This is a genomic window from Paenibacillus sp. JNUCC 34 (genome assembly GCF_058269055.1).
This window is the reverse complement of record NZ_CM177770.1, coordinates 4,571,546-4,597,359: the sequence shown is the minus strand read 5'-3', so window position 1 is coordinate 4,597,359 and position 25,814 is coordinate 4,571,546. Positions and strand designations below refer to the sequence as shown.

Below are 25,814 nucleotides of genomic sequence, written 5' to 3'. Positions count from 1 at the left end.
CTTTCTTACTATAAACACTATGTGGGTAAGCACCCAGCACCCAGTCATTATATCATGTCGCTGTTGTTTTCACACGGATGAAAACGATAAATAAAAGCCGTCTTATACCTTTGCGGGATAGACGGCTTAAATAATTTGTTATTGGGGGTTGGTTGTCCAGATGCCTGCGGTTTTAACAAATACTCGAGGGGGCAGCTTAAGTGCGGCAAGTGCCAGTTCCGCAACATCTTCCGGTTGCATCATCCGGTCTTCTTCACCAATTTTTAGACCTGCGTTAACGGCTAAATCTGTATTAACGGTGCTTGGCGTAAGTGCGGTGACGCGAATGTTGTGCTTCCGAACCTCTTGCAGTACAGCTTCGGTCAGTCCCATGACGGCGAATTTGGAAGCATTATATGCTGAACCTGTGGCAAAGCCGCGTTCTCCGGCGGTGGAGGAGATGTTGATCACATCGCCTTTACTTCGCTCGATCATGCCCGGAAGCACGGTACGCAGCATGTGATATGTACCCATGAGATTGACGTCTACGATACGTTTCCACTGCTCCGGCTCCATATCGAGCAGATTTCCGAACTGGGCAATGCCTGCATTGTTAATGAGAATATCGATTGCGCCCAGTTCCTGGTTAATGGCGGCAAAAGCAGCTTCCACTTCGCTTTGAACAGAAATATCGGCAATCGCCACAATCGCTTTGACCCCGTATTGTTCTGTGATGAATTGTCCCAGCGGCTCAAGATCAGCAGCGGTTCGGGCAACGAGGCCGACGTGCACGCCTTCCTTAGCGAGGGAGATTGCTATGGCCCGCCCGATGCCTTTGCCTGCACCAGTTATGATAGCCGTTTTATTTTTTAAGCTCATGCTATTCACTCCTTAGCAATAATAGTATGGTTTTCGTCTACCAGTATACCCTGTGCTGTGCCCCGTTACCAGTTAGATGAACTTTATAAAAGAGGACAAGACTGCATCAGGGTGCATTCTTGTCCTCTTGAACTGTTATTTCTTCTCAGGCTCGGGATAATCTTTGCCAAGTGTGTCGACGGTTACCTTTTTCATCGTTGGAAGTGGATCAGCAGGGCGGTCGTTTTCACCTGTTGGCAGCCCGGCAATTTCATCAACAACCTCCAAGCCCTCGGTTACTTTACCAAAAGCGGCATATTGGTTATCTAGATGAGGAGAGTCGGCGTGCATGATGAAGAACTGAGAACCAGCGGAATCCGGATCTCCGGATCTGGCCATAGAGAGGACCCCACGGGTATGCTCTAGATCGTTCGGGAAGCCGTTAGCGTTGAACTCTCCGGCAATGCTGTAATCCGGACCTCCCATACCGGTTCCATCCGGATCGCCGCCTTGAATCATGAAGCCGGGAATAACACGGTGGAAGCCTGTCCCATCATAAAAGCCTTGCTTGACCAGAGAGATAAAATTGTTAACCGTATTAGGAGCAACTTCTGGGTATAGCTCAAGTGTGATTTTTTTACCGCTGTCCATTTCAATGGTGACGATAGGGTGGCTTGCATTAGGATCGGGAACTACTTTTTTCTCGGCGGCTGGTTCCTCAGCCGGTGCAGGAGAGCCTGCATTGCCGCTGTTGTTGTTTGTTTCCTTCTTTTCGTCCGCGCCGCAGCCGGTTACGATCACCAGTAGGGTCATCAGGGACAGAAGGACAGTCAGTAATTTGTTTCTTTGTTTCATCGTAACGTTTCCCCCTAAGTATAGATGATGGTAGTATTTTATCACATGTTCTGCCCCACGGACAAAACGACCGAACCTTGTTCAGTTGCAAAAAAAAGAAAATCCCCAAACTTGTACAAGTCTTGAGGATTATGATCGTGCCTGATGAACGTATTAGGGCTGTCCTCTATAGTGCCCGGTAGATTCCCTCCACTTTATTCAGCGGAAACAGAATTCGGGAAGGGTTCTTGCCTTTTCCCTGCAGCTCGATAAAATCGGAACCGATACGTACCAGACGGATTCGGTTGAACGCACTGCCGCTTGGGAACGTGGTTCGAACACCCACTAACATGCTCCGACGGGGTGGTTTAATATCAAAGATGCGGATAGAATTTAAACTGGCCGGAACAAATAGTTCGCCTTGTACTCGAATAAAATTCCTTTTGTATACAAATTCCAGCCGACCTGGTTCAAGTCCCGTATGGGGTGCGTTAACTTCGACGAGATGTCCCTTCAATGCAGCAAGCCGCTGCTGAAGTGTGATGTGGCGGTCTCCGTGTAATGACAGGATTCCCTTCATTCATACCATCCCTCCATGGTCATATGCATTATAATATGACGAAAGGGTAGAGGCGGGTGACTAGGATATATTTAAATTAGTATAGATTTTGAATGGATGACTATACTGGTTACTAACGAAATTTGTAACCAGGGGGAACATCCGTTGGAAAAGCAGGGGAACCTATGGATCGGATTGATGTGGGGAGCCGCAATCGGTGTTGTATTATGGGTGGCTATACTTGGACTACTCGATATATTGTTCTGAAACAGAAATACATGTTTAGAACCGCCATCCCTATTAGGACAGCGGTTCTTTGTTTTGATGTCTCATATTTAAAAATACTTAGGCAGCTTGCGTCCGGTCTCATCGTCCACACCACCAACACCGTTTAACAGATCGGTACCATGTTGAACAGGATCTTGAAGGGCAGCAGGATCGACAGGACTGCCAGCTTGGATCTCATCCGCATCCGGTACATCTTCAAGTGAGTCATCATCTTGGTCTGGCGATTCCAATTGGCGTATATGACGCGGATAGGTTTCATTGGCATCTGTTCCGAGTGAAAAGGCTGCATCTGCCGGAACATGATCCAGAGGGAGCTTGCCTGTCGTTTCAGCCGCGAGACCGTTTTTTCCCTCATATTCTCTGCTTATCCGTCTGTCCTCACGCATTGTACACATCCCCTTTCAAATTTAGATCCACATTCTTATCCTTGGATTTTACCCACTGTACGGGGAATGAATCCCACGATTGTACGTATAACCCATTACTATCGTTCTATGATGTCCCTCTTACAGCCGCTTTATGAGCAAAAAGCCCTCTTTTCAGATGCTGCCTGAAGAGAGGGCTTTTCGTTCAATTGTATTTCGATGCTACCTGCTTACCCGATAACGTGATCGAGCGATTGACGAGCACTTCCATCGCATCAATGGAGCATTCCTTATAGAAATCACTTAATTCAATGCAGGACAACTCAGTGCATGCGAGAATGACGCATTGGCAGTGCTCCTCATACACCAGCTGATGGATAAGGGATTCCAGCTTGCTTGGATCTACGTTTTTGCTGCCTTTTACATCGTTATAAATAATGTCCATGACCTCACTTTGAAGTGAAGGAGCTGGTTCGTATAGCTTCATGCCGTATCTTTCACAGCTGGCACGGTAGATTCCACTGCTGACCGTACCATTTGTCGCCAGAATACCAATCTTGCTGCCGTCACCGAAACGCCCGTGAATTTCCTTTACCGTCTCGTCCACCATATTAATGATGTTGACGGAGGTCATCTGCTGCATGTCGTCATAGAAATAATGGGATGTATTGCACGGAATAGCGATATTTGCGACACCAGCCAGTTCCAGCAGTTTGAAATCATTCGCCACAGCGTCCAAGAACAGCTCGTGACGTCCCTCTAAGATGACTTTGGTTCGATCGGGCAGGGTGGCGTGATTCAGAATAAGCATATCAATATGATCCTGGTCGCACTCGGCTGTTGTATTCTCAATGACCTTTTCAAAAAATACCGAGGTAGCCTGTGGGCCCATACCGCCAATGACGCCTAATTTTTTAGTATCCATTATTCAACAACTGCCTCTTTATAAATTCGTTCACAATTTCAGCTTCATTAAAAGGAATCTCAGTTTTTCCGATGATCTGTGAAGTTTCATGACCTTTTCCCGTGATCAGAATGATATCGTCCTTCTGTCTGATCGTGAGAGCATGCTCAATAGCTTCCTTACGGTCCACAATGGCTTTGTAAGAGCCTCCTGCGGCTTCCACAGAAGCCACAATCTCAGAAATAATCGCATCGGGATCCTGATCTTTGGGATTATCTGAGGTGACAATAGACAGATCGGAGTGTTTAGCCGCTACTTTACCCATTGAACTGCGCTTATCACTTCCAAGCTCACCAGCTGCGGCGTAAACGCCGAATACTAGAATAATACGGCCTTTAGTGTAAGGCCGGAGCGTTAACAATGCTTTTTCCAGACTGTCCTCTGTATGTGCAAAGTCAACAATGACCAGATTGTTGCTGTCTTTGTAGACAACCTCCATGCGGCCTTTAATGCCTTCCACCGCTTGTATACCGTCCTTGATGATTTCCAGGTCAATGCCGCTACAGTATGCGCAAGCGATGGCAGCAAGGCTGTTCAACACATAGATATCGCCCGGGAGGTTAACCTTGATCTCAATACTTCCAGCCGGGGTGTGCACATTATAAATGGTAGAATCTATGAAATAACGGATATCGGAGGCGTACACATCTGCCTTACTGTCAATTCCGTATGTAACAAGTTTCGTTTTATAATGCTTAACTTTTTCAATCAATCTTCTCCCATATGGGTCATCTGCATTTATGATGTTGTACTCAGATGTCTGATCGAACAGCAGAGATTTGGCTTCAAAATATTCTTCCATGCTGTTATGCAGTTCCAGATGGTCCGGGGTAAGATTTGTGAAAATTCCTGTGTGGAAACGGCTGTATGCCACTCGTTTGAGACTCAATGCATGGGAAGAGACCTCCATGACACAATGACTGATATCCGAACTCACCATATCGGCAAAAATCTGTTGTAAATACAACGATTCCGGCGTCGTGTTCTTGTTCTTCTTCAGCTGATCCCCGATCATTGTTCCGATCGTACCAATAACACCTACATGTTTGCCTGCCTGCTCCAGAATGGATTTCATAAAATAACTGATCGAGGTTTTACCGTTTGTACCCGTTATGCCGATCATGTTCAGTTGATTCGTAGGTTTCCCGTAGAAGTTAGACGATAGGAGCGCAAGCGCGTCGCGAGTGTCCCGAACCTTAAGTACCGTAATGGATTCGTCCACCTGAACGTCTTTTTCCACGATGATGGCTGCAGCGCCCAGACTGATAGCTTTGGGAATAAAACTGTGGCCGTCTACCGTGAAGCCGGATACGGCGACAAAGACGCCGTTTTGTATCACTTCCCGGGAATCGAAGGCGACTGCGTCCACATCAATATTCAGATCGCCCTTCACGAGATCATACTCGAGGCCTTGCACTATGGAAGCTAATCGCAATGGGAACAGCTCCTTTCCATATCTTATCTTCTAAATATCTTTTTGAATATTTTACCACCGATGATAGACGCATAGGCAAAGGCCGGTTTCGGATCTTTCCAATCCCATATGGCGTATGCTTTCGGTTTGAACAGTGATTTGAACACCTGACCTACAGTTAATTGCTTGGTTTTGATATAGTCACGTACAGCAAGCATATCTTCATATCCATACCAGAACACACGGTTTGTAGTCTCTTTCAGCGCACTAGGAGGCTGAGGTGAGCCTGTCAGCTCCATATAGGTGATGTAAGGAATGTTCATTCCGACCTTATACAGCAGGTTGTTCAGGTTCGTGATACGGCAGTTAACCTCGATCAAGTAAAATTTACCCGTTTCGGCGTCCTTTTTGAATTCAATTTCAGCAAAGCCCTTCCAGCCCATTTTCTCAAGGAACGGTGCACCGATGTCGTACAGTTCTTGAACGTACTTTTGTCCGGTATAGACTGAAGCGCCGAAGTTGATAGGGTATTGACGGAACTTTTGGCATGTAACCCAATTTGTAACCTTGGAGTCCTGATTCAGATAGGCATCAAACGTATGCATATGATCGTCGAAGCCTGGGATGATTCGTTGTACGATGACTTCCAGCCCGGCATCCGCTGCCTTATTGAGTGCTTCAACAAGTTCCTGCTTGTTGTGTACTTTAAACAGCTTGCGGCGAAACTTGGCTACAAAAGAAGGGGAATCCGTTGGCTTGACGATACAAGGAAACTTGATTGTCGATTCAACCTTCTCGAAGAAGTTATCTTCGTTTACACGAACCGTCTCCGGCACGTTCACTCCGTTTTCTTCAGCGAGCCGGTGCAGAACCTCTTTGTTCATCATTCTCGTATAGAGACCTTTTTCTGAGTTCGGAATAAGATAGTATTCTCTCAATTCATCCAAATGCTCGTCAATAATCTCAACATAGGAATCATGACATGGAATAAGAACCGGAGGAGAGCTTTGTTTACGGGCATAATCGATTAGAAATTGGATGAAAGATTGTGTTTCTTCCTTATAATGTGGAGCGATCAATCTTTCCGAAGTATACTTCGACTCCGCACCGTAAGCATGTTTATTTGAATAGTCGACAGCGACCGTATGAATGCCATGAATGCCTAAGCAGCGAATCGTGCTCAGACCAATATAATAGTTACAACCTAAAATTACCGCTTTGTTGTTCATGAATGCACATCCCGATACAGAATTTTTAAGAGCATATCAAATAATAATAATACTTCTTCATTACATAGATTACAAATAGATTTGATTCATTGGGAGATTTTGTTTTGGATAGAGGTTCATAGTTTTTCGGTCAAAAATAAATAACAGTATTCCGAATTCATGATATATTGATAGGAGCTACGATGTATGCTGAATAGGATGCGAGACGGTAAATTGCTTTAATTACGAACAGGGGTAGAGGTGCTAACCGAATGAAGGCTGTGCCTAAATATTTCGTCGTATGGATCAAAATTGTACTACTGGTGGTACTTCTTCTATTGTCGATTCCGCTGAACGTTGAAGGACGAGAAGCACAGACGTTTGTCCCTGATTGGCAAGTAATATGGGATGTACAAGAACCGGCAGTGGTATCCCCAGCTCAAGTGAAAAATTCTCTGGACTGGGTCAATATTAAACACCAAGAAAGACTTTCCAGACCTGAAAATGCTTTATCCGCCTGGTTTCGGGTGGCCCTTCCCGAAAATGAATGGAATTATCCAGCTCTTCTGCTCGATGAAGTGGAGGGTCAGGACGTCCGGGTTTTCGTGGAGGAGGAACCTATTTTTGAATCCTACCGCAAATATATGTATACCAACCATCGTTTGCTGCTTCCGGTTCAGCGGGGGGATATGGGAAAGACACTATACATATGGGTTGAGACACCGATGGATTCGAACGGTATTAAAGGTAGCATGAGCATCGGAGAATATGAGGATCTGCGAGGAAACTTCATCCGGAGGGATCTGGGTGACTTTGTCATGGGCAGCACTTTTCTCTTTATTGCCATAGTCATGTTTTTCAGCTGCTTCTTTTTGCCGAGACAGACAAGGACAACATGGTTGTCTCTTAGTCTGGTCATTTGCTCTTGCGGAATTCTTCTTATTACGTATTCACCGTTTCTGTATACTTTTTATGAAGAATACGGCAGGGTATGGGTCACATTGTTTGATATGTCTCTGTTTATCCTGGTTCCTTCCTTAACATTTTATTTTGAGAAAATATACGGACCAGGTCCGTTCGGCTTGATTCGTTATATGAAAAACTTCCAATTGATCTACTCTGCATTTTGTTTTGTATTTCTTATCGTCAATCAGCTGAGCGGTAACCAATTCTATAATGCTTACTACCTGGTTTCGGCTCGCATACTGGGGCTTATTATGATCCTGCAGATATTGCTTCTGGTAGGAACTACAATCACTTATGCGGCTAAACGGAACAAGGACGCATATATTTTTTCTGTAGGGTTCAGTTTACTGGCCGCTGCAGCTTTGGGGGACCTGCTGACTTTTTACGTGAATAACGGCAACTACCATTTCTTTCTTTGGAAGTGGGGCGTGTTAGGATTTATAATATCCCTGATCGTCATGTTGGGTCAGAAATTTGTTCGCAGTCATGAAAAAGTAGTTAAATATTCGAAGAAACTGGAATTGTTTAATAACGAGCTGCAGCGCTCTGAGAAAATGGAGATCATCAGTGAGCTTGCAGCTTCCGTTGCTCATGAGGTCCGCAATCCCTTGCAGGTGACAAGAGGGTTTATGCAGCTACTTGGAGAAAGGTCGAGCCAGGATCAGCAGGAATATTTAGATCTGGCTCTTCAGGAGCTAGATCGCGCTTCAGGGATTATTACCGATTTTCTTACCTTTGCCAAGCCTGAGCTGGAGCAGGTAGCGAAATTAAATTTGTCTGATGAGCTGCGGCATGTTAGTGGGATTTTATTACCTCTGGCCAACATTGGCGGCGGTACGATCCATCTGGAAGCACCCAAAACGATACACATTCTGGGCAACTCATCAAAACTCAAGCAAGCGATGATTAATCTCGTCAAAAATAGTATTGAAGCTCTGGATGGAGAAGGAACGGTCAAGATATGGGCTTATACAGACAAGGGAGAGGCTGTTATTCATGTTCGGGATAACGGAATCGGGATGGACATGCATGAGCTTTCCCGCCTCGGAGAACCCTATTTCTCTAACAAAACTAAAGGAACAGGGCTCGGATTAATGGTTACTTTTCGAATTATTGAAGCAATGAAAGGAAGCATCTATTTTACAAGCCATAAGGGCATTGGTACGGAGGTTGTTATCAGTTTACCTGTGGCACCGTCTGAAGAAGAGATGCTTTTACTAGATAAAAACGATGGGGATACGGAATAAAAAAGACACCATGAGGTGTCTTTTTTTATGTTATTGCGTACATATCAGGAATAATTTTTCAAATTTCCGGAATTTTGCAGGTGATTTTAATACTTTTATCGAATCTATTTCAGAAATAATTCAGAAACACATATTCGCAGTTAATCATATAAGGTCGCCTATAATCTACGGTTGAGGTGTACGATGAAGTTTACGTTGAAATCTAGGGTGCTTATACTGTTTATTTTTACAGCAGCTCTATTATATTGCGTTTCGGGCACTGCACATGGGAAATCGACAGATGCCTTGAACATTACGGACTGGTCTATACTATGGAGCGATTCCGCAGGAGATTCATCAGAGTCGGTGCCTTTGAATGTCCCGACTGATGAGTGGCAGCCTGCTGCTTCCAAAATTTTAAAACCACTCTCGGCAAAAGCGGTATGGATCAAGATGAAGCTTCCTGCTGTGGATACCTCAACCCCGAGCATTTTGATTGATAAAATTTATGGTAAAGAGATCTCGATTTTTGCTGATCAAGTGAAACTGTATGAATCCAGCCGTGCTTATAACTATAAGAGGAACCAAATTTTTCTGCCCTTGCACGAAGAATTGACAGCTGAAAATTTGTATATACGGGTTGTAATGTCAAAAGATTATGTAAACATGCAGGATAGAGCATACGTAGGAGATTTTCATACGCTGCTTACCCGTTTTGTTAAAATCAATCTGGTGGATATTGTTCTTGGCTGTACGTTTATATTTATCGCATGTGTAATGCTGGTCTGGTCGATATTTTTAAATAGACGCTACATGGTAAGTGTGTTGTCCTTATCGCTAGTCATATTGTCTGTTGGGATACTTGTATTTACTTATTCCCCCTTCCTTTATACGTTATTTGAGAATTACGGCAGGCTGTTTACACAGCTTTATGACATATCTTTACTAATTCTGCTGCCTTCCTTCAGTCTGTTTTTCGAAAAAATGTTCGGTCCGGGACAAAATGGACTGCTTCGAAAGCTACGTAAGTTCCAAATGGGGTATTCAGCCTTTTGCCTTCTGTTCCTGTTGTTAAACTACCTGTCATCCGATCGTTTCAACGAAATGTATTACTTTTTTTCCGTTAAGGTGCTTGGATTTATGATGATCATCCAATTTATGCTTCTATTCGTAAGCTCGATGGTATATGCGGTTAAAGGGAACAAGGACGCTGTGATTTTTAACATCGGCTTTGCTATATTTGCCGGCATCAGCCTGGGCGAGTTGATCCGTTTCTTTGTAAGCGGAGGTGATTATCATCTTTTTCTGTGGAAATGGGGCGTAGCTGGATTCATAGGGGCTTTGATTATTATTTTGGGACGAGTCTTTGCACGAAATCATGAACAAATTATAAAGTACTCCAAAGAGCTAAAAATGTTTAACAATGAGCTGCAGCGCTCAGAAAAGATGGATATCATTAGCGAATTGGCTGCATCAGTAGCGCATGAAGTGCGCAATCCACTTCAGGTGACTAGGGGATTTCTACAACTATTGAGCGGAAAATCCAAAGCTGCAGAGCGTGAGTATCTGGATATGGCAATGATAGAGTTGGACAGGGCATCAGGCATTATTACGGATTTTCTTACCTTTGCCAAACCTGAATACGGTAGAGTTGCAGTATTGCAGGTGTCAGACGAGTTCAAGCATATTGAAGGGATACTGGCTCCACTGGCTCATTTGCAGGGAGGCACAATTACGGTAGATATCCCGGACGATATTTGTATCCAGGGGAATTCATCCAAGTTCAAGCAAGCACTTATTAACATTATCAAGAACAGCATTGAAGCATTGGATGGAGAGGGTCAAATACATATTCGGGCATATGTCGTGCAGGAACAAGTGTTTATACATGTAGAGGATGACGGGGAAGGGATGGACGCCGATGTTCTTACCAGACTCGGTGAGCCATATTTCTCTAATAAAACCAAAGGCACTGGCCTGGGGTTGATGGTTACTTTCCGGATTATTGAGGCTATGGAAGGAAGCATTCATTACAGCAGCAAAAAAGGAGTGGGGACGGAAGCCGTTATTACGCTTCCCGCAGCTGGCAGTTAATGCCTGGTGCTGCGGTGGCGGACGGCTCGTCCCCACTTCTTTGTGTACAGAATTATAATGTGAACATGTATTCTTTAGGATACATTATGTAGTCATTACCAGATGGCTTTTTCCTTGGCCTCGGATTTGATCACTCCGGATGGGTTCGGTGGGATGACGAGATACAATTCGTTCGATTGCTCCTCAACAGTTCTAATCTGGATGTGGTCGGGAATCCATACGCCAAGAACCTCTTTAATGGCGGATTTCGGATCACTAAGCAATTTTGCCTTAAAGCTTGGATCCTCCCATGCTTTTTGAATCAACTGTGTTTGAAAGATGGCTTCTGTCGTCATTAGAATCACCCTTTCGAAATGGTTATTATTTACTTCTAAAGAATACCATGGAATAAATATAAAATCTATTATATTTTGTTTAATATAGACAAATAATAGTTCAATCCACCATGCTCTAGCATTTTACGACCGTTTTCGATGTCACCCGCTTCTATGATAAGTTCGTCTACGAGCATTTCATGAAAAGATATGACGTGAGGGGCATCCAAGTTTATGCTAAGGAGTTTTAGATGAGTAGCGGACGCGATACTTACATAATGGCCTAGTGATTCGTGAAGGTATACAGCACGATGTACTTCTTCGATGGATAGCGTATGGCTGCGGGGCAGGTTATATTCCGACTTGATGAGAGATAGCAGACAGTTGTAGCTTCCGTCAGATAAGTCCTGTTCCCAGTCAGCCCAATCGTCCATCATTTGTAGGGTGAGAAGGACGTTGTTCATGAGATCGGTTGCTGCAGGGACGAGGTCGTAGCGGTCTGCAAGCAGCAGTGCGGCTGTGCTTCCAAGCTTAACAGGTGCGGCTTTTTTGGCAATCTGGATGGGGTCATGTTGAAAGTAATCATGCTGACTCTCGTAAATGACACCTTTGGACCATTCTTGAATGTAGGTTCTATAGTAGGTCCAGAACGATGCCTCGGCAGGGAAAAACTGCAGGTATATACTTATGAATTCCGCGTGAAGAAGGTTGGCCAGCGCCAATTGATTTGTCCACATACCCGGGGTGTAATGGTCTGGCAGGGTATCCATAATATCATCTTGAATGAAGAAGTAGAGCATTCCGAAGATGTTGGCGGTCGAAAGACTGTGATACACGTTTGAAGGAAGGATGGTTAGGTCCTTCATCCAGAAGGGGAGAAGATAACAAATGTAGTTTTTGGCACTGCCTTGCTGAAATACATCAAATTTTTGCATATACTGGAGTCCGATTTGGTTCAGAGGGGGAGGGAAATTAGCGATTCTGGCGCCGCATTCCGCAAAAACGTCGGCTAAATCTTCCTCATACGGTTTAAACCAATCCATAGCATCACCAGCCTATTAAAATTTTTAACGTCTACCCGATGTGAATATGCCAGCTTGCTATCTTATACTATCACAAATCCCTATTAAGTTAAATATTTACAGATGGTATGGATAAAAAAGAGACCCGCCAAAATGGCAAGGTCTATGTGTCATTCCACTACGATTTTGCGTTCCGCGGCGAGCGTTCTAAGGTCTACTAAAATACGTTCTTTCTCTGATGGAGGAAGCTGGAGTTGCAATCCATATTCAAACCGGGTGGAATCTTGAGCCCGCTGCCATTGAATGGTCGCTAGACACAGAATCGGTGTTTCAGTAAGAGGAAGATGAAGTTTCACCACCACTTGGTTGGTATCAGCATGAAGATTTAAGTCGGAAACAATTTTGCAGCCGCCTTTACTCAGATTAATGAGTACTGCTTCGGTGGGCTTACTGCTCACAGGAGTTCCATTAAATTCTGTCAATTCGAGCAGACAAGAAAGGGGCTCAGTAAATAAGTAACGAAATGGTTCTTTTCGAAGATTCAATGATCTTCCTCCTAAAGTGTTCTCATCAATGACTGACTCGATTATATCGGAATCGGCATGGTAAATCTATCCTACTGAAGCATGATCTCTAAGCCCCCTCTGCTTAAATATATTGCAATCCTTCCGTATACGGCAGCGGGATTGGGCGAAGTGTAAAGCCATGAGCTGCTGTATCGTCGGCTTCTGCTATTGTCGTTCGGTAAGGAGATTCCGGATCAAATAGAAGTGACAAAAGCCCCTCATCATCTAATGTGACGGTCTCCTTGCCTTGCTTATACAAATATGGCCCGTGATCGCCTTCAGCCTGCAGAATGCCTGCTGCTTCCTCAGGAAGCAATGGGGCGATCTGACGCAAAAGCTCGCGGCCGTTTACGAGATATAGCGTTCCAGAATTGCGCATGTGTTGGATTTCAGAGCCTGCTGCTTCCAATAAGCCTGACAGTTCTCGGTCTTGCCATGGGAGCGCCACGATTAGCTCTTGCAGGCCGTAGCGGTCAAAAGCTTCAGATAACAAGTATGCGGCAGCCTCGTCATGTCCGGCCCATTCGATTAGCGTTGCTGGTCTGGAAGGTGTCATCGTAGTTCCTGGTATACCGATTATGGCGAAGGCAACAAGAGTACCGTTCTGCTCAGCTACGAGAACTTTCTGCTCTAGCCGGATCACATTCGAAAAGGCGCTCGCCCCAAGAAGCTTATCCAGCTCATTTGCAGAGCTAACATAAGCGGCTGTACGTTTCTCGATCAATCCATGAATTTTGAAAATATCCTCTGGTGTCATCTCGCGAACCTGATATGGACTCTGCAGCTTACCTTTTAGCAGGAGGGCATCCTGAGGTGTCAGGCGATACTGCATGGCACGACCGAAATGCCGGCAAGCTGCACGAGTATAAAGAGACCGGGCTCCGGAAATGAAAATAAGGGATGCGCCTGAACGCTCGGCATGGGCCTTGCATTGATTCAGCAGTTCTCCAGCTAACCCTTTTCCGCGGCTGTTGGGGTCCGTACAGACAGAACCAATAGAAAAGGTCTTCAACATAGCAGCCTCAGCACGGACCGTAAACGGGACAAAGCCCATAAATGCAGTTACCTTGCCTTCAGCATCAAAAGCTCCATATGAATGACTGATGCCGGGTTCAAAAATCATAGGAAAAGATGTTCCCATGGACGGCTGTTCCGGTTGCTTTAGAAAGATACGGTCTGACAATTCCACGGCTTGGTTTAAGGATTGGGATTCCATTAATTTAATGTTCATGGTAGCTTGATGCCTCCCTTGTCTTTCTTTTTAGAAATACAGATATCTCCAGTATAATATCCGCAGCGGCCAGCGCCAACAAACGTTTTCAAAGAATTGATCGACTTGTCCTGTCTTTTTTAGGGTAATATATAGCAAGTCTTCAAGTCGGAGGGATGAACTTGTTAAGCTTTGTTGATACGGTCATATTGGTGTCTGCGCTGCTCTTGTTAACGGGTGTGCTGACGACCAAGTTCTCAGCCCGGTTTGGAATGCCGGCACTGGTTCTGTTTATTGCTCTGGGAATGATATTAAGCCGTTTCGTTTATTATGATGATGCGGAGATCACGCAACTGGTCGGGATTTTTGCTCTGATTGTCATCCTATTTCAAGGGGGAATGCAGACCGAGTTCAAGGAAATCAGGTCGGTTCTGGGGCCTGCTTTATCACTAGCTACGGTGGGCGTCCTGCTGACAACGACAGTTATCGGGCTCTGCGCTACCTACATACTGAATATATCTCTCGAAAAGGGCTTACTGATCGGTGCCATTGTTGGCTCGACTGATGCGGCAGCCGTTTTTTCTGTCCTTGGAGGACTGAATATTAAGGAAAGAATCACTTCAACACTTGAGGCGGAGTCCGGGAGCAACGATCCTATGGCTGTTTTTCTGACGGTTTCCTTAATCGAATGGATTAAGGCACCGGATATCAGCATTGGTAGCATGATCCTGTCGTTCTTCATGGAGATGGGTCTTGGCCTTGTTGTCGGAATTCTGGTCGGATTTCTGGCCGTATATATTATCAATCGGATTAATTTTGATTCTTCCGGACTTTATCCCGTCATGGCGCTTGGTTTTGCAATATTGACGTATGGCGCTGCCGAGCTGATTCATAGCAGTGGACTCCTGGCTGTTTATGTTATGGCATTGGTACTTGGAAATACAGAACTGACATATCGGCGGACGATTCTTGCCTTTAATCAGGGATTTGCTTGGATGATGCAGATTGCGATGTTTGTGCTGCTAGGTCTGCTCGTATTCCCAAATCAACTGACAAGCATTGCTTGGCAGGGCTTGCTGCTGTCTTTGTTGCTTATGTTTGTAGCTCGTCCTATCGGTGTGTTACTTAGCTTGTTGTTCACGAAGTTTGCATTCCGTGAAAAGATGATGATCGCCTGGGCTGGGCTTCGGGGGGCGGTGCCAATTGTACTAGCAACTTATCCGCTTATCGCTGGGATCGAGGGAGGACAGATGTTTTTTAATGTCGTGTTTTTTGTCGTTCTGACCTCAGCGATTATTCAAGGGACTACGATTTCGCCATTGGCAGTAAAGCTGAAGCTGATCGAGAATGATAAACCGCAGGCACCGTCCTTGTTGGAGCTATTTGCATTGGGGAAGGCCAACACCGAAATTAACCATGTTCAAGTTCAGAACAATATGCCGGTGATCGGGCAGGAGATTCAGAACTTGAATCTTCCCGATGATATTTTGTTTACGGCGATCATCCGTGATGACCGGATCATTACGCCGAAAGGCAACACGATCATTGAACAAGGTGATACCCTATATGTGATGAGCCCTAAAACAAAGCGAAAACAAATGAAGTCGATTCTCGGGCTAACCGTGTCTGGATCGGAAAATTCATAGTTTAAACGTTATGATGTATTTCACAGCGCGTTCCTGTGTGCCAACATAACATTTGGGTATAAATAGGACTCCAAATCTTCATCCTAACTTCATCTGAATAATGCCAAACTCTTTTGCTAATGCAGATATAGTATGATATACTCAATACATGGAATTAGAATAAGTCTAAATACAATACATTGGAAAAGGGGTATGTTGAAATGAGTAACTTGACTAAAGATGTACACACAACAAACGATCTGAATGCTGTATTGAATACACAGCTTGCAAACTGGAGTCTGCTTGGAGTAAAGCTGCACAACTATCACTGGTTTGTTAAAGGTCCTCAATTCTTCACCTTGCATGCAAAATTTGAGGAGCTATATAATACCGCTGCCGGTTATGTAGATGAGATTGCAGAGCGATTGCTCGCCATTGGCGGTAAACCTGCGGCAACGATGGCTGAATATTTGAAGCTTGCCACTATTCAAGAGGCATCCGGAGAGCTTAGCGCGGAGCAGATGGTTGAAGCTTTGATCGCTGACTTCCAAGTGATTGTAGGGGGACTGAAAGCTGGTATTGAATCTGCGGGTGAACAGGGTGATGATCCAACGGCAGACCTGCTGACAGGTATGATGACCGATGTGGAGAAGCAGAACTGGATGCTCAGCGCGTTTCTGGGAAAATAATAGTTTTTTCGGTATGAAAAAGCTGTTTCAGTTAATACCGATTGCTTTAGAAGAATAAAGACCGGAGCTGCTTATTTAGCGTGCTCCGGTTTTTGGTGCTAGCGGTTATCTACTTTTTCTGGGTACATATCATGGTTCATGAGACGATGCGCAGCCACTTCCTCGTACTTCGTACCTGGGCGGCCATAGTTGCAGTATGGATCAATGGAGATTCCACCGCGTGGAGTGAACTTGCCCCAGACTTCAATATATCGAGGATCCATCAACTTAATCAGATCGTTCATAATAATATTAACGCAGTCCTCGTGGAAATCGCCGTGGTTTCTAAAGCTGAACAGGTACAGTTTCAGTGCCTTGCTCTCAACCATTTTGATATCCGGAATGTAGCTGATATAGATCGTTGCGTAGTCCGGTTGGCCTGTAATCGGGCATAGGCTCGTAAACTCAGGGCAGTTGAATTTTACGAAATAGTCACGGTACGGATGTTTGTTATCAAAGCTTTCAAGTATGCTTGGGTCGTATTCAAATTGATATTTGGTACCTTGATTACCGAGCAGAGTAATGTCTTCCATTTCATCGCGCTGTCTTCCAGCCATATTTTAAAACTCCTTTATTCGCATGTTATCGTTGTTCAGAATAGATTTATACGCCCCGTTTGTTGCTCCACACCAAGGTATGAAGCTGAGGCAGTACCCGAACGTCGTTCAGACGATCGGATTGCATCACGGCATCAACGAGACGCTCATAGCGCTGAAGTAATCTCGAGATGTGTGAAGACGCTTCGGATGTTGTACTTACGTCCGGGTTCCCCGTCTGCACAAAGAAAGGAACATTTGGGTACCGTTCGTGAACGGTCTCGGCGTAAGCAAGATCGAGATCATCAAAGATGACGACTTTAAGACTGAAGGAGCGTCCAGGCGCACGTGCTGACAGCCGAGAGATCATATCGTCAAGCTTGGCCCAGTCGGTATTCATTCCTGAGCTTGGCGGCTTCGGCGAAATGGTCACTTCGTCAATGTCAATCAGCCAATCTTGCCAACGTGAGCCTTGCGTCTCTATCGCTACGGTTATCCCATGGCAGTGCAGAACATCCACCAAGCTGCCGAGCTGGGATAGTAATGCCGGATTTCCTCCGGAAAGTGTAACATGATCGAAGCGGTCGCCTCCCAAGCGGAGTAATTCTTGCCAGATCTCTTCGGGATTCATGCGGGAAATAGAATCGGTTCCGCTACCGTCCCACGTAAACGCCGAGTCGCACCAGGAACAGCGGTAGTCACAGCCAGCGGTCCGGACGAACATCGTCTTGCGCCCAATGACCATTCCTTCGCCCTGAACGGTTGGTCCGAAAATTTCCATGACGGGGATCGGCCGGTCAAGAACGCCTGCAGACGCTGAGCTTCCGGAAGAAAGCTTAGCCGGAGAATATGCTTCACTGTTACTCATGTTCCATCCACTCCCGTCTAACTTCAGCATAACTGGTTGGTGTTTCGTACAACCGTACGAATTCGGTTCGTGTTTCCTGCTGTGCAGAGGATTCTTGCTGTGTTAAGGCCAGTTCCATTTGTTCATAAAGCCAAACGACCATGTTTTCGGCCGTTGTATTCATCGGGGGCAGTGTTTCATTCAAATAACGGTGATCTAGAAAGGGCTCAATTGCGGTTTTCCAGATCTCCTTGATTTGTCCGAAATCAACGGTAATTCCGACCTCGTCCGGTTTTCCACTGATTCCGAATACAACTTTATACGTATGTCCATGCAGATTTTTGCATTTACCCTCATATGCGTGCAGGTGATGGGCTGCGTCAAAAGTGAATTCTTTGGAGACGAGCACACGCTTACGGTGGTAGCGAAGGCTTCCGGCATCGATATCCTCACCCAGTTTCTGTAGTTGTTCCACAATGCGAAAAGCTCCGGGTTGACGGGTCATTACCGATCCCCTCCTTTAATCTGTAACGTCCGGCGGCTCAAATAATTGTCCAGTCCGGCCTTTCTGAGCTGGCAGGCAGGGCATTCGCCACAGCCGTCACCTTTAATCCCGTTGTAGCAGGTCAATGTATTTTGACGCACATAATCCAGTGCATTCATCTGATCGGCTAGCTCCCATGTATCGGCTTTATCGAGCCACATGAGCGGCGTATGGATAACAAATGGATAATCCATTGCTAAGTTAAGTGTTACATTCAGTGATTTAATGAAATTGTCCCGGCAGTCGGGATATCCGCTAAAGTCGGTTTCACATACGCCGGTAACCAAATGTCTGGCACCGACCTGCTTGGCGAGCACAGCCGCGAAACTGAGAAACAGAAGATTGCGTCCGTCAACAAATGTGTTCGGCACACCATCATCACCTTCTGCAATTTCCATATCACTGCGCGTTAACGCATTTGGCGCAAGCTGATTCAAGAGGCTCATATCAAGCACAGTTTGCTTGACGCCTTGTTCTTCGGCAATTTGTGCCGCACATTGTATTTCATATTTGTGTCGCTGTCCATAGTCAAAGGTCACGGTTTCAACCTCGGCAAACTGTTCTTTTGCCCAAAACAGGCAAGTGGTGCTATCCTGGCCGCCGCTGAATACGACAACCGCTTTTTCATTTTTAAGCATAAAAAAACCTCTCATTCTTCATATATTAGCAGGCAGCAAAAAGCTGGCCCGAAGAAGAAAGAGAAGTTCTTGAACTAAGTCCGTAAAAAAACAAGCCTTATCATAAAAATAAGACAGTATAGTTTTTTATAGAGGGAGTTCACGAACCTCTCCCACGCGGCAGGCGCATGGATTGTCTTCTATTGTCAGCACAGTTAACAACCGTAGTTGTAACCACATGAGTCTCATTATAACATGATGTTTCTATTTGATAAATACACCGCCGAACGGGATTACTTCCCTTAAAAACCGTTTTACGATGCCCTCATCATTCATCTCCCGCTCTAACTGTTGGTTCTGCCGTCCTGCTTGAAACAAGACAGAGCCTTCGCCCGTCAGCTTCCAATGATAATTCATATGTTGGCTTGCCAAATGATTGCCGTATACCGTCAAGTCCAGCTTGGCATTCTCTGGATAGGCGATAATGCTGCCGGCGTCCACATACAATGGTTCAGTCGGATGTAGTTTGGCTTCACAGACCGGGCCTTGGGTAAGAATGCCGATGCTTCCGATCCCACTGAATTTCATTTTAACGGCGTCACGCGTGATGAACATATTTTTGATTTTCAAAATTCGGGTCTGCATGTTAATGCCTTTGGTATAGAAAAATACATGGCGGAAATCATACAGCATGTCCTGATTGTCCGTCAGTTGAATCTCCCGCATGTTAAAGCCGCGAGGGAGAGCAGCGGTAAACTGGCTTGGTCCACTGATGTCCGCCCGGATCAGTTTTTGCTTGCGGTACATTCCCTTTACATCCATAAGACGGTCGCTGCGACCATGAGACGGACCTCGGTAAGCGACGATCTGGTCTGGGTGCAGAATATGGGCAACATCACCCTCCTGAAGTGAAAAGGTGACCGCTTGGCCTGCGCCGTTACTGGAGGCGTCTTCCATCCGGATAATCATAAGTGTAGTTCCCCCTTTATAAACAGCAGTCAAACAATATCAGAACCGGTTGGTACGCCGCATTCCGAAGCGGAGAACCCGTGTCAGTATGAAATAACCGGCTAGAAGGGCAGTGACTGTAATCGCAATCGTCTTCAAGCGGTCGGAGTATCGTGCTCTTGCTGTCTCGGCCTCCTGAAGCTGCTCTACCATTTCAGTGAGCTGGCGGTTTTGTTCGGCTAAATCGGCATTTTGCTTCTGATAGACTTCGGTGTCGATCCGGGCTTGATTCAGGTCCTGAAGCGCGTTTCGGTAACGATCTTTTAATTCGGTTATCTCATCAGGCAATTCCGAAAATTGCTGAAAATTGTTATATACATCATTAAAGTATCCCGCATGTGCGGTACGCCCATTATCGAGGAGTGTAGTACCAGCTGCCCAAAGGACCGGAAGAAGAGTTATTATTTTTAAAATTCTAAGCTTGTCCACCTGGATCACCGCCTAAATTTAATAGAATCATCATGGAAATATTATACGAAACAGCTGCCTTTAAGTTCCTATAATACCATTTACCCAATATTATTTTGTCATATCGAGTAAAAAAAAGTCGATGTTTATCAATAGGTTGGACCGATTAAAGAATGAAAAAGATGACAATCAAGAATAAAAGTGCTATTTTTGTCGAAATTATGATGGGAACATACGTTCCATGACAGGAAGCTGTCCATCCGAATTGGTACATTAATAGAAGAATAAGAAAGAGGTGGGTGTGTTGCAGTCGGGCTTGAATACGGAATTTACATGGAGCAGAAATCATGTAGCCGCAAGCGGCGCCGATCACGTTTATTTACTAGTGGAGTGGCGAGGAACCGCGGCACGGCCGAGAAAACAAAGAACATTTTTTAATCGTGTTGCTGAAGAAGTTCAGCTTCATCTTCAGTTAGGGGCTGGCGTTTGGATTAAGGCTTTATATGGATGTAAAGCTGAGGTGTTAAACGATCGGAGTTTTATATTGCACCTGGGCTGTTTATTGGAAGGAATGACGAAACAAATCGTATTGGAATTTGAATTTGCTCCGCGCTCATCAGGGATTCATACTGTTGTTACAGCTCTATGGACTTATATGGATGAAATGCACAGACATGTCATATTGCCTTCACGCACAATTTCGCTGCAGTTCAGCAATCACACAGCCATTTTTCATAAGACGATTGACCTTCGTGTAGAGAAATACACAAAGTTGCTTCAAAATCCTTCTATCGTTGAAAACGCTCTTAAAGCATATGAACGAGGCTATTTGGAAGAAGGGGAAGAAATCATTCGCCGTCGGGCAGATGAAATGCTTATATATGCCCTTCGTTTAGGTGACATTGATTATTTAACGGAAGCAGAAATTTTATATAACCTGGGTTATGCGTTTGTGGACTCTTATGCAGCTTCGGTAGTTTGATGTTTAATGCAAGTTGTTTACTATCCGAAGGGACTTTAGGCTTATTATCAAGTAGTTATAAGCATAATCCGAATAGTTCTAATTAAATAGTCGGTAAAGAAGGAATATAGATATAAGGGTCGAATGTACTAGTATTAAGTCTTATTATATAAGTCTAATTTACTAGATAGGGTAGGGAGAATGCAGATGACAGACCGACTGATCCGACTGATGAGAATCATTACGCTCGTTCAGGCAAGACCGGGTATATTAGCCAGGGAGCTTGCGGAACGGTGCGGAACTAGCGAGAGAACCATATATCGGGATATGGACGCACTGAGCGCGATGCACATTCCTATTACCCATAAAGGCCGTGGCCGTGGGTATAAGTTTATCGGTCATTTTGCAATGTACCCATTGGGATTGACGGAGGAAGAGGTTCAGGCGCTGTACAAGCTTTGGCCTGTATTGGATGAAATGAAACCGATTTTACCCGAATGTTTCGAGGGTGCTTATGAGAAAGTGTTGGCTGCCGTTTATAAACAAAGTGCCGAAAAGGCGGAGATTCAGAGTGGAGACCGTGAAGACTACACGGAATCCTGACATATAACAAGCAGAAAACAGCGGTTCCCATGAGGGAATCGCTGTTTTCATAAAATCTAAGAAAGTATAAGTTTGGCACTATACTTGAATGCTTGCGAAATTTTAATACGCTGGCCAGTTCCCCGAATCTAGCAGGTACCGTGCAAATCCCATCGGTTTGCGGTACGTATCTTTCCACACCTCTTCCATTCCGGCCTCCCGGAATCCGTAACGTTGATCTCGCCCGTTGGCTTCAATAAAGTATAGCAGTCCTTCCGAAGTGATAGCGACATCCATGCCGAAGTCAGCCGCATAGGGCATTCGCTTGGAGAGTGAGCGGGCGGTTTGGATCGCAAAATGAGCCGTTCGTTCGATTAACAGGTCCGGCGGTATTCGAGGGAAAGAATGACAGAAAATTTCACGCACAGGATAAGCTGATCCTCCTTGAGCGATATTCGAGACGAAGGTTCGTGGTGGTGATGTCTTGGCGAACATTCCGCTTACTTCCCAAACTCCGCTCAGACCCCGTTGTACCGTGACACGAATGTCATAAGGCCTGCCCGCATACTCAGCCAGTGGAATTCGTTGCTGGACTAGAAAAGGGAGAGCACGTATTCTTTTCCGCAGTAGTAGCGGCAGATTTCCTCTGGATAAACGCACTGTTCTCCAACCCTTAGCCGAAGGGGAAGAGCGGGAGTACGTAAAATGGTCATGATATTTGCCCCGGCGTAGCCGCATGATACCGAGCCCAACGCTCCCGCGGCACGGTTTCAGGATAAGATCTCCGTGTTGCTCAAGCATGGAACGGATCGATGCAGCGTTTGCACGAACCGTTTGCGGAAGAGCAGGGCGGATCACCGGATCTTCTGCCAGCATAAGATGAACGGAATCCTTACCATACCGAGTACTGGAATTATAGATGAAAATTCCCCACGAGAGGAGCCGGTTGATCAATTGATGAGCCCGCTTATCACGATAAATGGCTCGGTTGTGTATTACACGCGGGATTGGGAGCTTGGTTAGCGAATAGCCGGACGTTGTTCGGATATAACCGGCAGCTGTGCAGGTTTCCAAAGATAGATCCTGTATTCTGAAGAAACAAGGAATCAGTCCGTACATCTCGGCCGCTTCTTGATAATTCTCCATAGACTCTGTACCGGTCTTCCCGTTCGGAATACCGCGATACGTGCTGTCATTGAGCAGGATTCCGACATATTGCGGCTGCATGGTCATCCTCCTTGTCACAACTTTTTAACAATAGCTTATTCTCTGTCATTCTATGCGGCTTGCAACCTGTCCCGGATGGACGGGTGTCGGGAGGTTACCGCCTATTCTGTTCGAACACTTCCTATTTGTCACCAATAGACCCTCTTCCGGTATATGCTGAAGTATGATGTGAGAAGGATGTGGAGTTATGAGCTTGCGGAAGGTTGCGGTAGTGACACCGGGGTCTTTTGTTATTCCGTCGGGAAGAAGCAGCTCCGTTGAACGGGTCGTGGAACAGACGGTGCCCTTGGTTCAAGAGGCAATGGAGATTCGGATATATGGAGTTGTGGGAAAAGGCCTCCCGCCAAAAGGGAAAATTAATGGGGTTCCATGTTATCGATTGCCATCCGGGGCATCTTACTATCGATCCTTGCTGCGTAGACTTTACCAGTGGAAACCGGATGTCGCTGAAATTCACAACAGACCGTTCTTGGCACATCGGCTCAAAATGCAACTTCCAGGTGTGAAGGTTGTGCTAACTTTACATTCGAATACGTTTATCAGCCCTCCATATATGAACAGACAAAGCTTTGGTAAAATAGCCAGCTTGATGGACGGAATCGTAGTTAACAGCCGTTTTCTATTGGAGGATATTGTCTCATACCATCCTTGGTTAAAAGATAAAATAACGATTAATCATCTCGGGGTTAACCTAGAGCAATTTCCCCCTCCATTCAGCCCGGTAGCAAAGGCTCTCAGAGAGGCAAAGCTCGCTCACTATGGATGGAAAGGACGGCGTATTATTCTGTTTGCCGGCCGTCTAATTCCAGACAAGGGGGTTCATCATCTGATTGAAGCTCTACCACAAATCATTAACAAACACCCTGAGGTACTATTACTGATCATTGGCAGTGCCTCTTATGGATCGGATAGAGAAACATCTTATATCCGGCAGTTGAAAAATGCTGCGAAACCATATCAGTCTTGGGTAACATTCCTACCGTTTGTACCTTATCCTGGTATTGCAGATTGGTATGCGCTTGCTGATATTGTGGTTGTGCCTTCTTCACCCAGAGAAGCTTTTGGACTGGTAAATGTGGAAGCGATGGCAGCAGGGGCCCCTGTTATTGCTTCAAGTGCGGGAGGTATTCCCGAAATTGTGGAAAATGGAGTGAACGGATTTTTGATTCCATCCGATCATCTAACAACCGGATTGACTGAAAGGATAAACGGACTGCTCGAAGATGAGGTTCTCCGAAAACAAATCGGGTTGGCAGGGCGGGAGTCAGTACGCCAGCGTTTCAGATGGGACCATACGGCAGAGCGATGGGTTCGGCTGATGCAAAATATATAAGGTTGTGACAACAGCAGGTACTACGGAATAGGATGACGTAACGAATGATAACAGAGGAGAGAGCCGCCTGTGAATAAAGTCAGAAGGATCGCCCGAGGGAGAGGGAGAAGACCTTTCCGGCGGTACGGTGACCATCATAAGACATTGGTAGTGAGGGGAACGTCAGACAGTTGGTCTGATTCAAATGGTGATGCACCCGAACATACATTGGCGGATGACAGTATAAGTGCCTCCCATCTTCGGCATCGCAGTGTAAGAAGCGAGGCTCTTGAGGACTATACTGTGCACAGTATTCACCTGGCACCGGAATCGGTAATATCCTCCAAACTGGCTCTTGATTCGGTCCATCCTGATCATCTTACATTTAATCCAGTACAAGCGATTTCTGGACTGAATGTGCTTGAGCAATTCGGAAATATGCCCTTTTCCTTTTCTGAGAAGCAGGATGTTATCCATGTTACAGTACCGCTACCGTCATCCTATCGAGATGAGCACTACGTGATGATTGCATCGTGCAACCACCCGGCATTTCATGCTGGTATTCAAACCCGGCGGCAGCAGGAAGCAGTAATCGGAATTACACGGACTAAGGACTCTTTGATTTCAGAGGGGTGGCTATCCTGGATTGCCATTGGCGGTACAGCTCCGTAAACAAGAAAAGGGTGGAGGAAGCAGAATTCCCCCATCCTTTCGTGCTACGTAAGCCCTGCCCGAATGAGCTTATACATAAGACTGATATTGATATCAGACCGTACAGATGCCGTCACAGAGTGGAGTTGGGGACATACAATAGGAATAGATTTTTGGGGCATCTTGCAGGAGGCTGATCATATGAAAAGACGGAGCATGAAATTGCGAAGTTCTTTATCTGCTGCTCTTCCTGAAGTGGAGACGGAAAAGTTGCATAAATCCGGGTTTCAGGCTGGTTATGCCTTAGGATTTCAGATCGGAAAAGAAGACAGCCGTCGTTCTTTTGAAGGGACTAGTATCATTATACCGACCCACCTTCCTGGTGAAGATGTAATGGGTACAATCCAAAAAATCGAAAACTTAACTCCACATCCGTATGAACTGATTGTTGCAAATGCCGGATCTTCAGAGACAACCATTCAATATTTACAGAAGCGAACCGGGGCTGTAAGGCATATTGTGGCTAGGAACGGTGAAGGCATTGCCGGTGTTCTAAACAAGGCAGTGTTCGCTGCACATGGTCAGATATTAGTCGTTTTGATAGGTGTCTCGCCTAACATCGATAATTGGATGATCAATCTAATGCTGGAACTCGAGAGAGATTCATCGGTACAAACAATATATGTTCGTTCTGGGGATGAGGATATCCTTTCTCGAAAGAATGTTTGCTGTCTTCTGTTCCGACGGGAGCTGTTATCCGATATTGGCTGGTGGGACGAAGGTCTTGCAACTTTGAAAGAAAGTGTAAGTGAATGGTTAGGTCGTATCCCCAATCAGAATCGAATCATGGTGGAGGCTTCGGGTAGATTCATCTGATCGGAAGTGTTTAAGTGTTGATAGG

General features: G+C 45.4%; 27 protein-coding genes. 9 read left to right on the top strand and 18 right to left on the bottom strand.

Going from position 1 to position 25,814, the window contains the following annotated elements; genetic code table 11:
- Positions 1–138 precede the first annotated feature (138 nt).
- From AC2TF5_RS21605 to AC2TF5_RS21575, 7 genes are all read right to left on the bottom strand, one after another.
- On the bottom strand, positions 139–858 hold the full coding sequence (locus AC2TF5_RS21605; protein ID WP_491299180.1) for a 3-ketoacyl-ACP reductase: 720 nt from the start codon (positions 856–858) through the stop codon (positions 139–141).
- Positions 859–993: 135 nt separating this feature from the next.
- Entirely contained in the window at positions 994–1,692 is a 699-nt protein-coding gene (locus tag AC2TF5_RS21600) for a peptidylprolyl isomerase (RefSeq protein ID WP_491299179.1), read from the bottom strand.
- Positions 1,693–1,858: 166 nt separating this feature from the next.
- A complete protein-coding gene (locus tag AC2TF5_RS21595; protein WP_491299178.1) occupies positions 1,859–2,251 on the bottom strand; it encodes a hypothetical protein in 393 nt (130 codons plus the stop codon).
- Positions 2,252–2,565: 314 nt separating this feature from the next.
- A complete protein-coding gene (locus AC2TF5_RS21590) occupies positions 2,566–2,904 on the bottom strand; it encodes a hypothetical protein (protein ID WP_491299177.1) in 339 nt (112 codons plus the stop codon).
- A gap of 184 nt (positions 2,905–3,088) precedes the next feature.
- On the bottom strand, positions 3,089–3,808 hold the full coding sequence (locus AC2TF5_RS21585; protein ID WP_491299176.1) for an aspartate/glutamate racemase family protein: 720 nt from the start codon (positions 3,806–3,808) through the stop codon (positions 3,089–3,091).
- Complete coding sequence (locus tag AC2TF5_RS21580) at positions 3,798–5,282, bottom strand: UDP-N-acetylmuramoyl-L-alanyl-D-glutamate--2,6-diaminopimelate ligase (RefSeq protein ID WP_491299175.1); 1,485 nt, start codon at positions 5,280–5,282, stop codon at positions 3,798–3,800. The genes AC2TF5_RS21585 and AC2TF5_RS21580 overlap by 11 nt, the downstream gene beginning before the upstream one ends.
- A gap of 23 nt (positions 5,283–5,305) precedes the next feature.
- Positions 5,306–6,490 carry a carboxylate--amine ligase gene (locus AC2TF5_RS21575; RefSeq protein WP_491299174.1) on the bottom strand — a complete coding sequence of 395 codons (1,185 nt, stop codon included), beginning with the start codon at positions 6,488–6,490 and terminating at the stop codon, positions 5,306–5,308.
- Positions 6,491–6,741: 251 nt separating this feature from the next.
- Between AC2TF5_RS21575 and AC2TF5_RS21570 the strand changes: the two genes are divergently transcribed.
- On the top strand, positions 6,742–8,682 hold the full coding sequence (locus tag AC2TF5_RS21570; RefSeq protein ID WP_491299173.1) for an ATP-binding protein: 1,941 nt from the start codon (positions 6,742–6,744) through the stop codon (positions 8,680–8,682).
- A gap of 183 nt (positions 8,683–8,865) precedes the next feature.
- The gene (locus AC2TF5_RS21565; protein ID WP_491299172.1) at positions 8,866–10,755 is read left to right on the top strand and encodes an ATP-binding protein; all 1,890 of its coding nucleotides are present in this window, start codon (positions 8,866–8,868) and stop codon (positions 10,753–10,755) included.
- 95 nt (positions 10,756–10,850) lie between these two features.
- On the opposite strand, the gene AC2TF5_RS21560 is transcribed toward AC2TF5_RS21565, so the two are convergent.
- From AC2TF5_RS21560 to AC2TF5_RS21545, 4 genes are all read right to left on the bottom strand, one after another.
- Positions 10,851–11,090, bottom strand: a complete 240-nt coding sequence (locus AC2TF5_RS21560) for an NHLP leader peptide family RiPP precursor (RefSeq protein ID WP_491299171.1) — start codon at positions 11,088–11,090, stop codon at positions 10,851–10,853.
- A 68-nt stretch (positions 11,091–11,158) separates the two neighbouring features.
- Entirely contained in the window at positions 11,159–12,112 is a 954-nt protein-coding gene (locus tag AC2TF5_RS21555; RefSeq protein WP_491299170.1) for a hypothetical protein, read from the bottom strand.
- A 149-nt stretch (positions 12,113–12,261) separates the two neighbouring features.
- Complete coding sequence (locus AC2TF5_RS21550) at positions 12,262–12,636, bottom strand: PilZ domain-containing protein (RefSeq protein WP_491299169.1); 375 nt, start codon at positions 12,634–12,636, stop codon at positions 12,262–12,264.
- 103 nt (positions 12,637–12,739) lie between these two features.
- A complete protein-coding gene (locus AC2TF5_RS21545) occupies positions 12,740–13,888 on the bottom strand; it encodes a GNAT family N-acetyltransferase (RefSeq protein WP_491299168.1) in 1,149 nt (382 codons plus the stop codon).
- Between the two features lie 155 nt (positions 13,889–14,043).
- On the opposite strand from AC2TF5_RS21545, the gene AC2TF5_RS21540 reads away from it, so the two are divergent.
- Both AC2TF5_RS21540 and AC2TF5_RS21535 read left to right on the top strand, forming a co-directional pair.
- Positions 14,044–15,513, top strand: coding sequence for a potassium/proton antiporter (locus tag AC2TF5_RS21540; RefSeq protein ID WP_491299167.1), 1,470 nt, complete (start codon positions 14,044–14,046; stop codon positions 15,511–15,513).
- 200 nt (positions 15,514–15,713) lie between these two features.
- On the top strand, positions 15,714–16,181 hold the full coding sequence (locus AC2TF5_RS21535) for a Dps family protein (protein ID WP_491299166.1): 468 nt from the start codon (positions 15,714–15,716) through the stop codon (positions 16,179–16,181).
- Between the two features lie 98 nt (positions 16,182–16,279).
- Here the strand turns inward: AC2TF5_RS21535 and queF are convergent, their stop codons facing one another.
- The 6 genes from queF to AC2TF5_RS21505 form a co-directional block, all read right to left on the bottom strand.
- Entirely contained in the window at positions 16,280–16,777 is a 498-nt protein-coding gene (gene queF, locus AC2TF5_RS21530) for a preQ(1) synthase (protein WP_208915407.1), read from the bottom strand.
- 46 nt (positions 16,778–16,823) lie between these two features.
- Positions 16,824–17,537: a 7-carboxy-7-deazaguanine synthase QueE gene (gene queE, locus AC2TF5_RS21525; RefSeq protein ID WP_491302960.1), complete on the bottom strand. Its 714-nt coding sequence runs from the start codon at positions 17,535–17,537 to the stop codon at positions 16,824–16,826.
- A gap of 79 nt (positions 17,538–17,616) precedes the next feature.
- Positions 17,617–18,108 carry a 6-carboxytetrahydropterin synthase QueD gene (gene queD, locus AC2TF5_RS21520; RefSeq protein WP_491299165.1) on the bottom strand — a complete coding sequence of 164 codons (492 nt, stop codon included), beginning with the start codon at positions 18,106–18,108 and terminating at the stop codon, positions 17,617–17,619.
- A complete protein-coding gene (gene queC, locus AC2TF5_RS21515; protein WP_491299164.1) occupies positions 18,108–18,785 on the bottom strand; it encodes a 7-cyano-7-deazaguanine synthase QueC in 678 nt (225 codons plus the stop codon). The genes queD and queC overlap by 1 nt, the downstream gene beginning before the upstream one ends.
- A 243-nt stretch (positions 18,786–19,028) precedes the next feature.
- Positions 19,029–19,733 carry an AIM24 family protein gene (locus AC2TF5_RS21510; RefSeq protein ID WP_491299163.1) on the bottom strand — a complete coding sequence of 235 codons (705 nt, stop codon included), beginning with the start codon at positions 19,731–19,733 and terminating at the stop codon, positions 19,029–19,031.
- Positions 19,734–19,772: 39 nt separating this feature from the next.
- Entirely contained in the window at positions 19,773–20,201 is a 429-nt protein-coding gene (locus tag AC2TF5_RS21505) for a hypothetical protein (protein ID WP_491299162.1), read from the bottom strand.
- A 280-nt stretch (positions 20,202–20,481) separates the two neighbouring features.
- Between AC2TF5_RS21505 and AC2TF5_RS21500 the strand changes: the two genes are divergently transcribed.
- The gene (locus tag AC2TF5_RS21500) at positions 20,482–21,162 is read left to right on the top strand and encodes a hypothetical protein (protein ID WP_491299161.1); all 681 of its coding nucleotides are present in this window, start codon (positions 20,482–20,484) and stop codon (positions 21,160–21,162) included.
- A 186-nt stretch (positions 21,163–21,348) separates the two neighbouring features.
- Entirely contained in the window at positions 21,349–21,744 is a 396-nt protein-coding gene (locus tag AC2TF5_RS21495) for a helix-turn-helix transcriptional regulator (protein WP_491299160.1), read from the top strand.
- A 102-nt stretch (positions 21,745–21,846) separates the two neighbouring features.
- Here the strand turns inward: AC2TF5_RS21495 and AC2TF5_RS21490 are convergent, their stop codons facing one another.
- The gene (locus AC2TF5_RS21490; protein ID WP_491299159.1) at positions 21,847–22,950 is read right to left on the bottom strand and encodes a YheC/YheD family endospore coat-associated protein; all 1,104 of its coding nucleotides are present in this window, start codon (positions 22,948–22,950) and stop codon (positions 21,847–21,849) included.
- Positions 22,951–23,137: 187 nt separating this feature from the next.
- Here AC2TF5_RS21490 and AC2TF5_RS21485 point away from each other — a divergent pair, with 187 nt between their 5' ends.
- The 3 genes from AC2TF5_RS21485 to AC2TF5_RS21475 all read left to right on the top strand — a co-directional run bounded on the left by AC2TF5_RS21485 (position 23,138) and on the right by AC2TF5_RS21475 (position 25,789).
- Positions 23,138–24,283, top strand: a complete 1,146-nt coding sequence (locus AC2TF5_RS21485; protein WP_491299158.1) for a glycosyltransferase family 4 protein — start codon at positions 23,138–23,140, stop codon at positions 24,281–24,283.
- Positions 24,284–24,352: 69 nt separating this feature from the next.
- The gene (locus AC2TF5_RS21480) at positions 24,353–24,934 is read left to right on the top strand and encodes a WIAG-tail domain (RefSeq protein WP_491299157.1); all 582 of its coding nucleotides are present in this window, start codon (positions 24,353–24,355) and stop codon (positions 24,932–24,934) included.
- Between the two features lie 180 nt (positions 24,935–25,114).
- Positions 25,115–25,789: a glycosyltransferase family 2 protein gene (locus AC2TF5_RS21475; RefSeq protein WP_491299156.1), complete on the top strand. Its 675-nt coding sequence runs from the start codon at positions 25,115–25,117 to the stop codon at positions 25,787–25,789.
- The last annotated feature ends 25 nt before the right edge of the window (positions 25,790–25,814 follow it).

What these genes read in the sequence shown, in the direction of transcription:
- AC2TF5_RS21605 (WP_491299180.1), bottom strand. Translation starts at nt 858, where the DNA reads ATGAGCTTAAAAAATAAAACGGCTATCATAACTGGTGCAGGCAAAGGC.
- AC2TF5_RS21600 (WP_491299179.1), bottom strand. Translation starts at nt 1,692, where the DNA reads ATGAAACAAAGAAACAAATTACTGACTGTCCTTCTGTCCCTGATGACC.
- AC2TF5_RS21595 (WP_491299178.1), bottom strand. Translation starts at nt 2,251, where the DNA reads ATGAAGGGAATCCTGTCATTACACGGAGACCGCCACATCACACTTCAG.
- AC2TF5_RS21590 (WP_491299177.1), bottom strand. Translation starts at nt 2,904, where the DNA reads ATGCGTGAGGACAGACGGATAAGCAGAGAATATGAGGGAAAAAACGGT.
- AC2TF5_RS21585 (WP_491299176.1), bottom strand. Translation starts at nt 3,808, where the DNA reads ATGGATACTAAAAAATTAGGCGTCATTGGCGGTATGGGCCCACAGGCT.
- AC2TF5_RS21575 (WP_491299174.1), bottom strand. Translation starts at nt 6,490, where the DNA reads ATGAACAACAAAGCGGTAATTTTAGGTTGTAACTATTATATTGGTCTG.
- AC2TF5_RS21570 (WP_491299173.1), top strand. Translation starts at nt 6,742, where the DNA reads ATGAAGGCTGTGCCTAAATATTTCGTCGTATGGATCAAAATTGTACTA.
- AC2TF5_RS21565 (WP_491299172.1), top strand. Translation starts at nt 8,866, where the DNA reads ATGAAGTTTACGTTGAAATCTAGGGTGCTTATACTGTTTATTTTTACA.
- AC2TF5_RS21560 (WP_491299171.1), bottom strand. Translation starts at nt 11,090, where the DNA reads ATGACGACAGAAGCCATCTTTCAAACACAGTTGATTCAAAAAGCATGG.
- AC2TF5_RS21555 (WP_491299170.1), bottom strand. Translation starts at nt 12,112, where the DNA reads ATGGATTGGTTTAAACCGTATGAGGAAGATTTAGCCGACGTTTTTGCG.
- AC2TF5_RS21545 (WP_491299168.1), bottom strand. Translation starts at nt 13,888, where the DNA reads ATGAACATTAAATTAATGGAATCCCAATCCTTAAACCAAGCCGTGGAA.
- AC2TF5_RS21540 (WP_491299167.1), top strand. Translation starts at nt 14,044, where the DNA reads ATGAACTTGTTAAGCTTTGTTGATACGGTCATATTGGTGTCTGCGCTG.
- AC2TF5_RS21535 (WP_491299166.1), top strand. Translation starts at nt 15,714, where the DNA reads ATGAGTAACTTGACTAAAGATGTACACACAACAAACGATCTGAATGCT.
- queF (WP_208915407.1), bottom strand. Translation starts at nt 16,777, where the DNA reads ATGGCTGGAAGACAGCGCGATGAAATGGAAGACATTACTCTGCTCGGT.
- queE (WP_491302960.1), bottom strand. Translation starts at nt 17,537, where the DNA reads ATGGAAATTTTCGGACCAACCGTTCAGGGCGAAGGAATGGTCATTGGG.
- queD (WP_491299165.1), bottom strand. Translation starts at nt 18,108, where the DNA reads ATGACCCGTCAACCCGGAGCTTTTCGCATTGTGGAACAACTACAGAAA.
- queC (WP_491299164.1), bottom strand. Translation starts at nt 18,785, where the DNA reads ATGCTTAAAAATGAAAAAGCGGTTGTCGTATTCAGCGGCGGCCAGGAT.
- AC2TF5_RS21510 (WP_491299163.1), bottom strand. Translation starts at nt 19,733, where the DNA reads ATGATTATCCGGATGGAAGACGCCTCCAGTAACGGCGCAGGCCAAGCG.
- AC2TF5_RS21495 (WP_491299160.1), top strand. Translation starts at nt 21,349, where the DNA reads ATGACAGACCGACTGATCCGACTGATGAGAATCATTACGCTCGTTCAG.
- AC2TF5_RS21490 (WP_491299159.1), bottom strand. Translation starts at nt 22,950, where the DNA reads ATGCAGCCGCAATATGTCGGAATCCTGCTCAATGACAGCACGTATCGC.
- AC2TF5_RS21485 (WP_491299158.1), top strand. Translation starts at nt 23,138, where the DNA reads ATGAGCTTGCGGAAGGTTGCGGTAGTGACACCGGGGTCTTTTGTTATT.
- AC2TF5_RS21475 (WP_491299156.1), top strand. Translation starts at nt 25,115, where the DNA reads ATGAAAAGACGGAGCATGAAATTGCGAAGTTCTTTATCTGCTGCTCTT.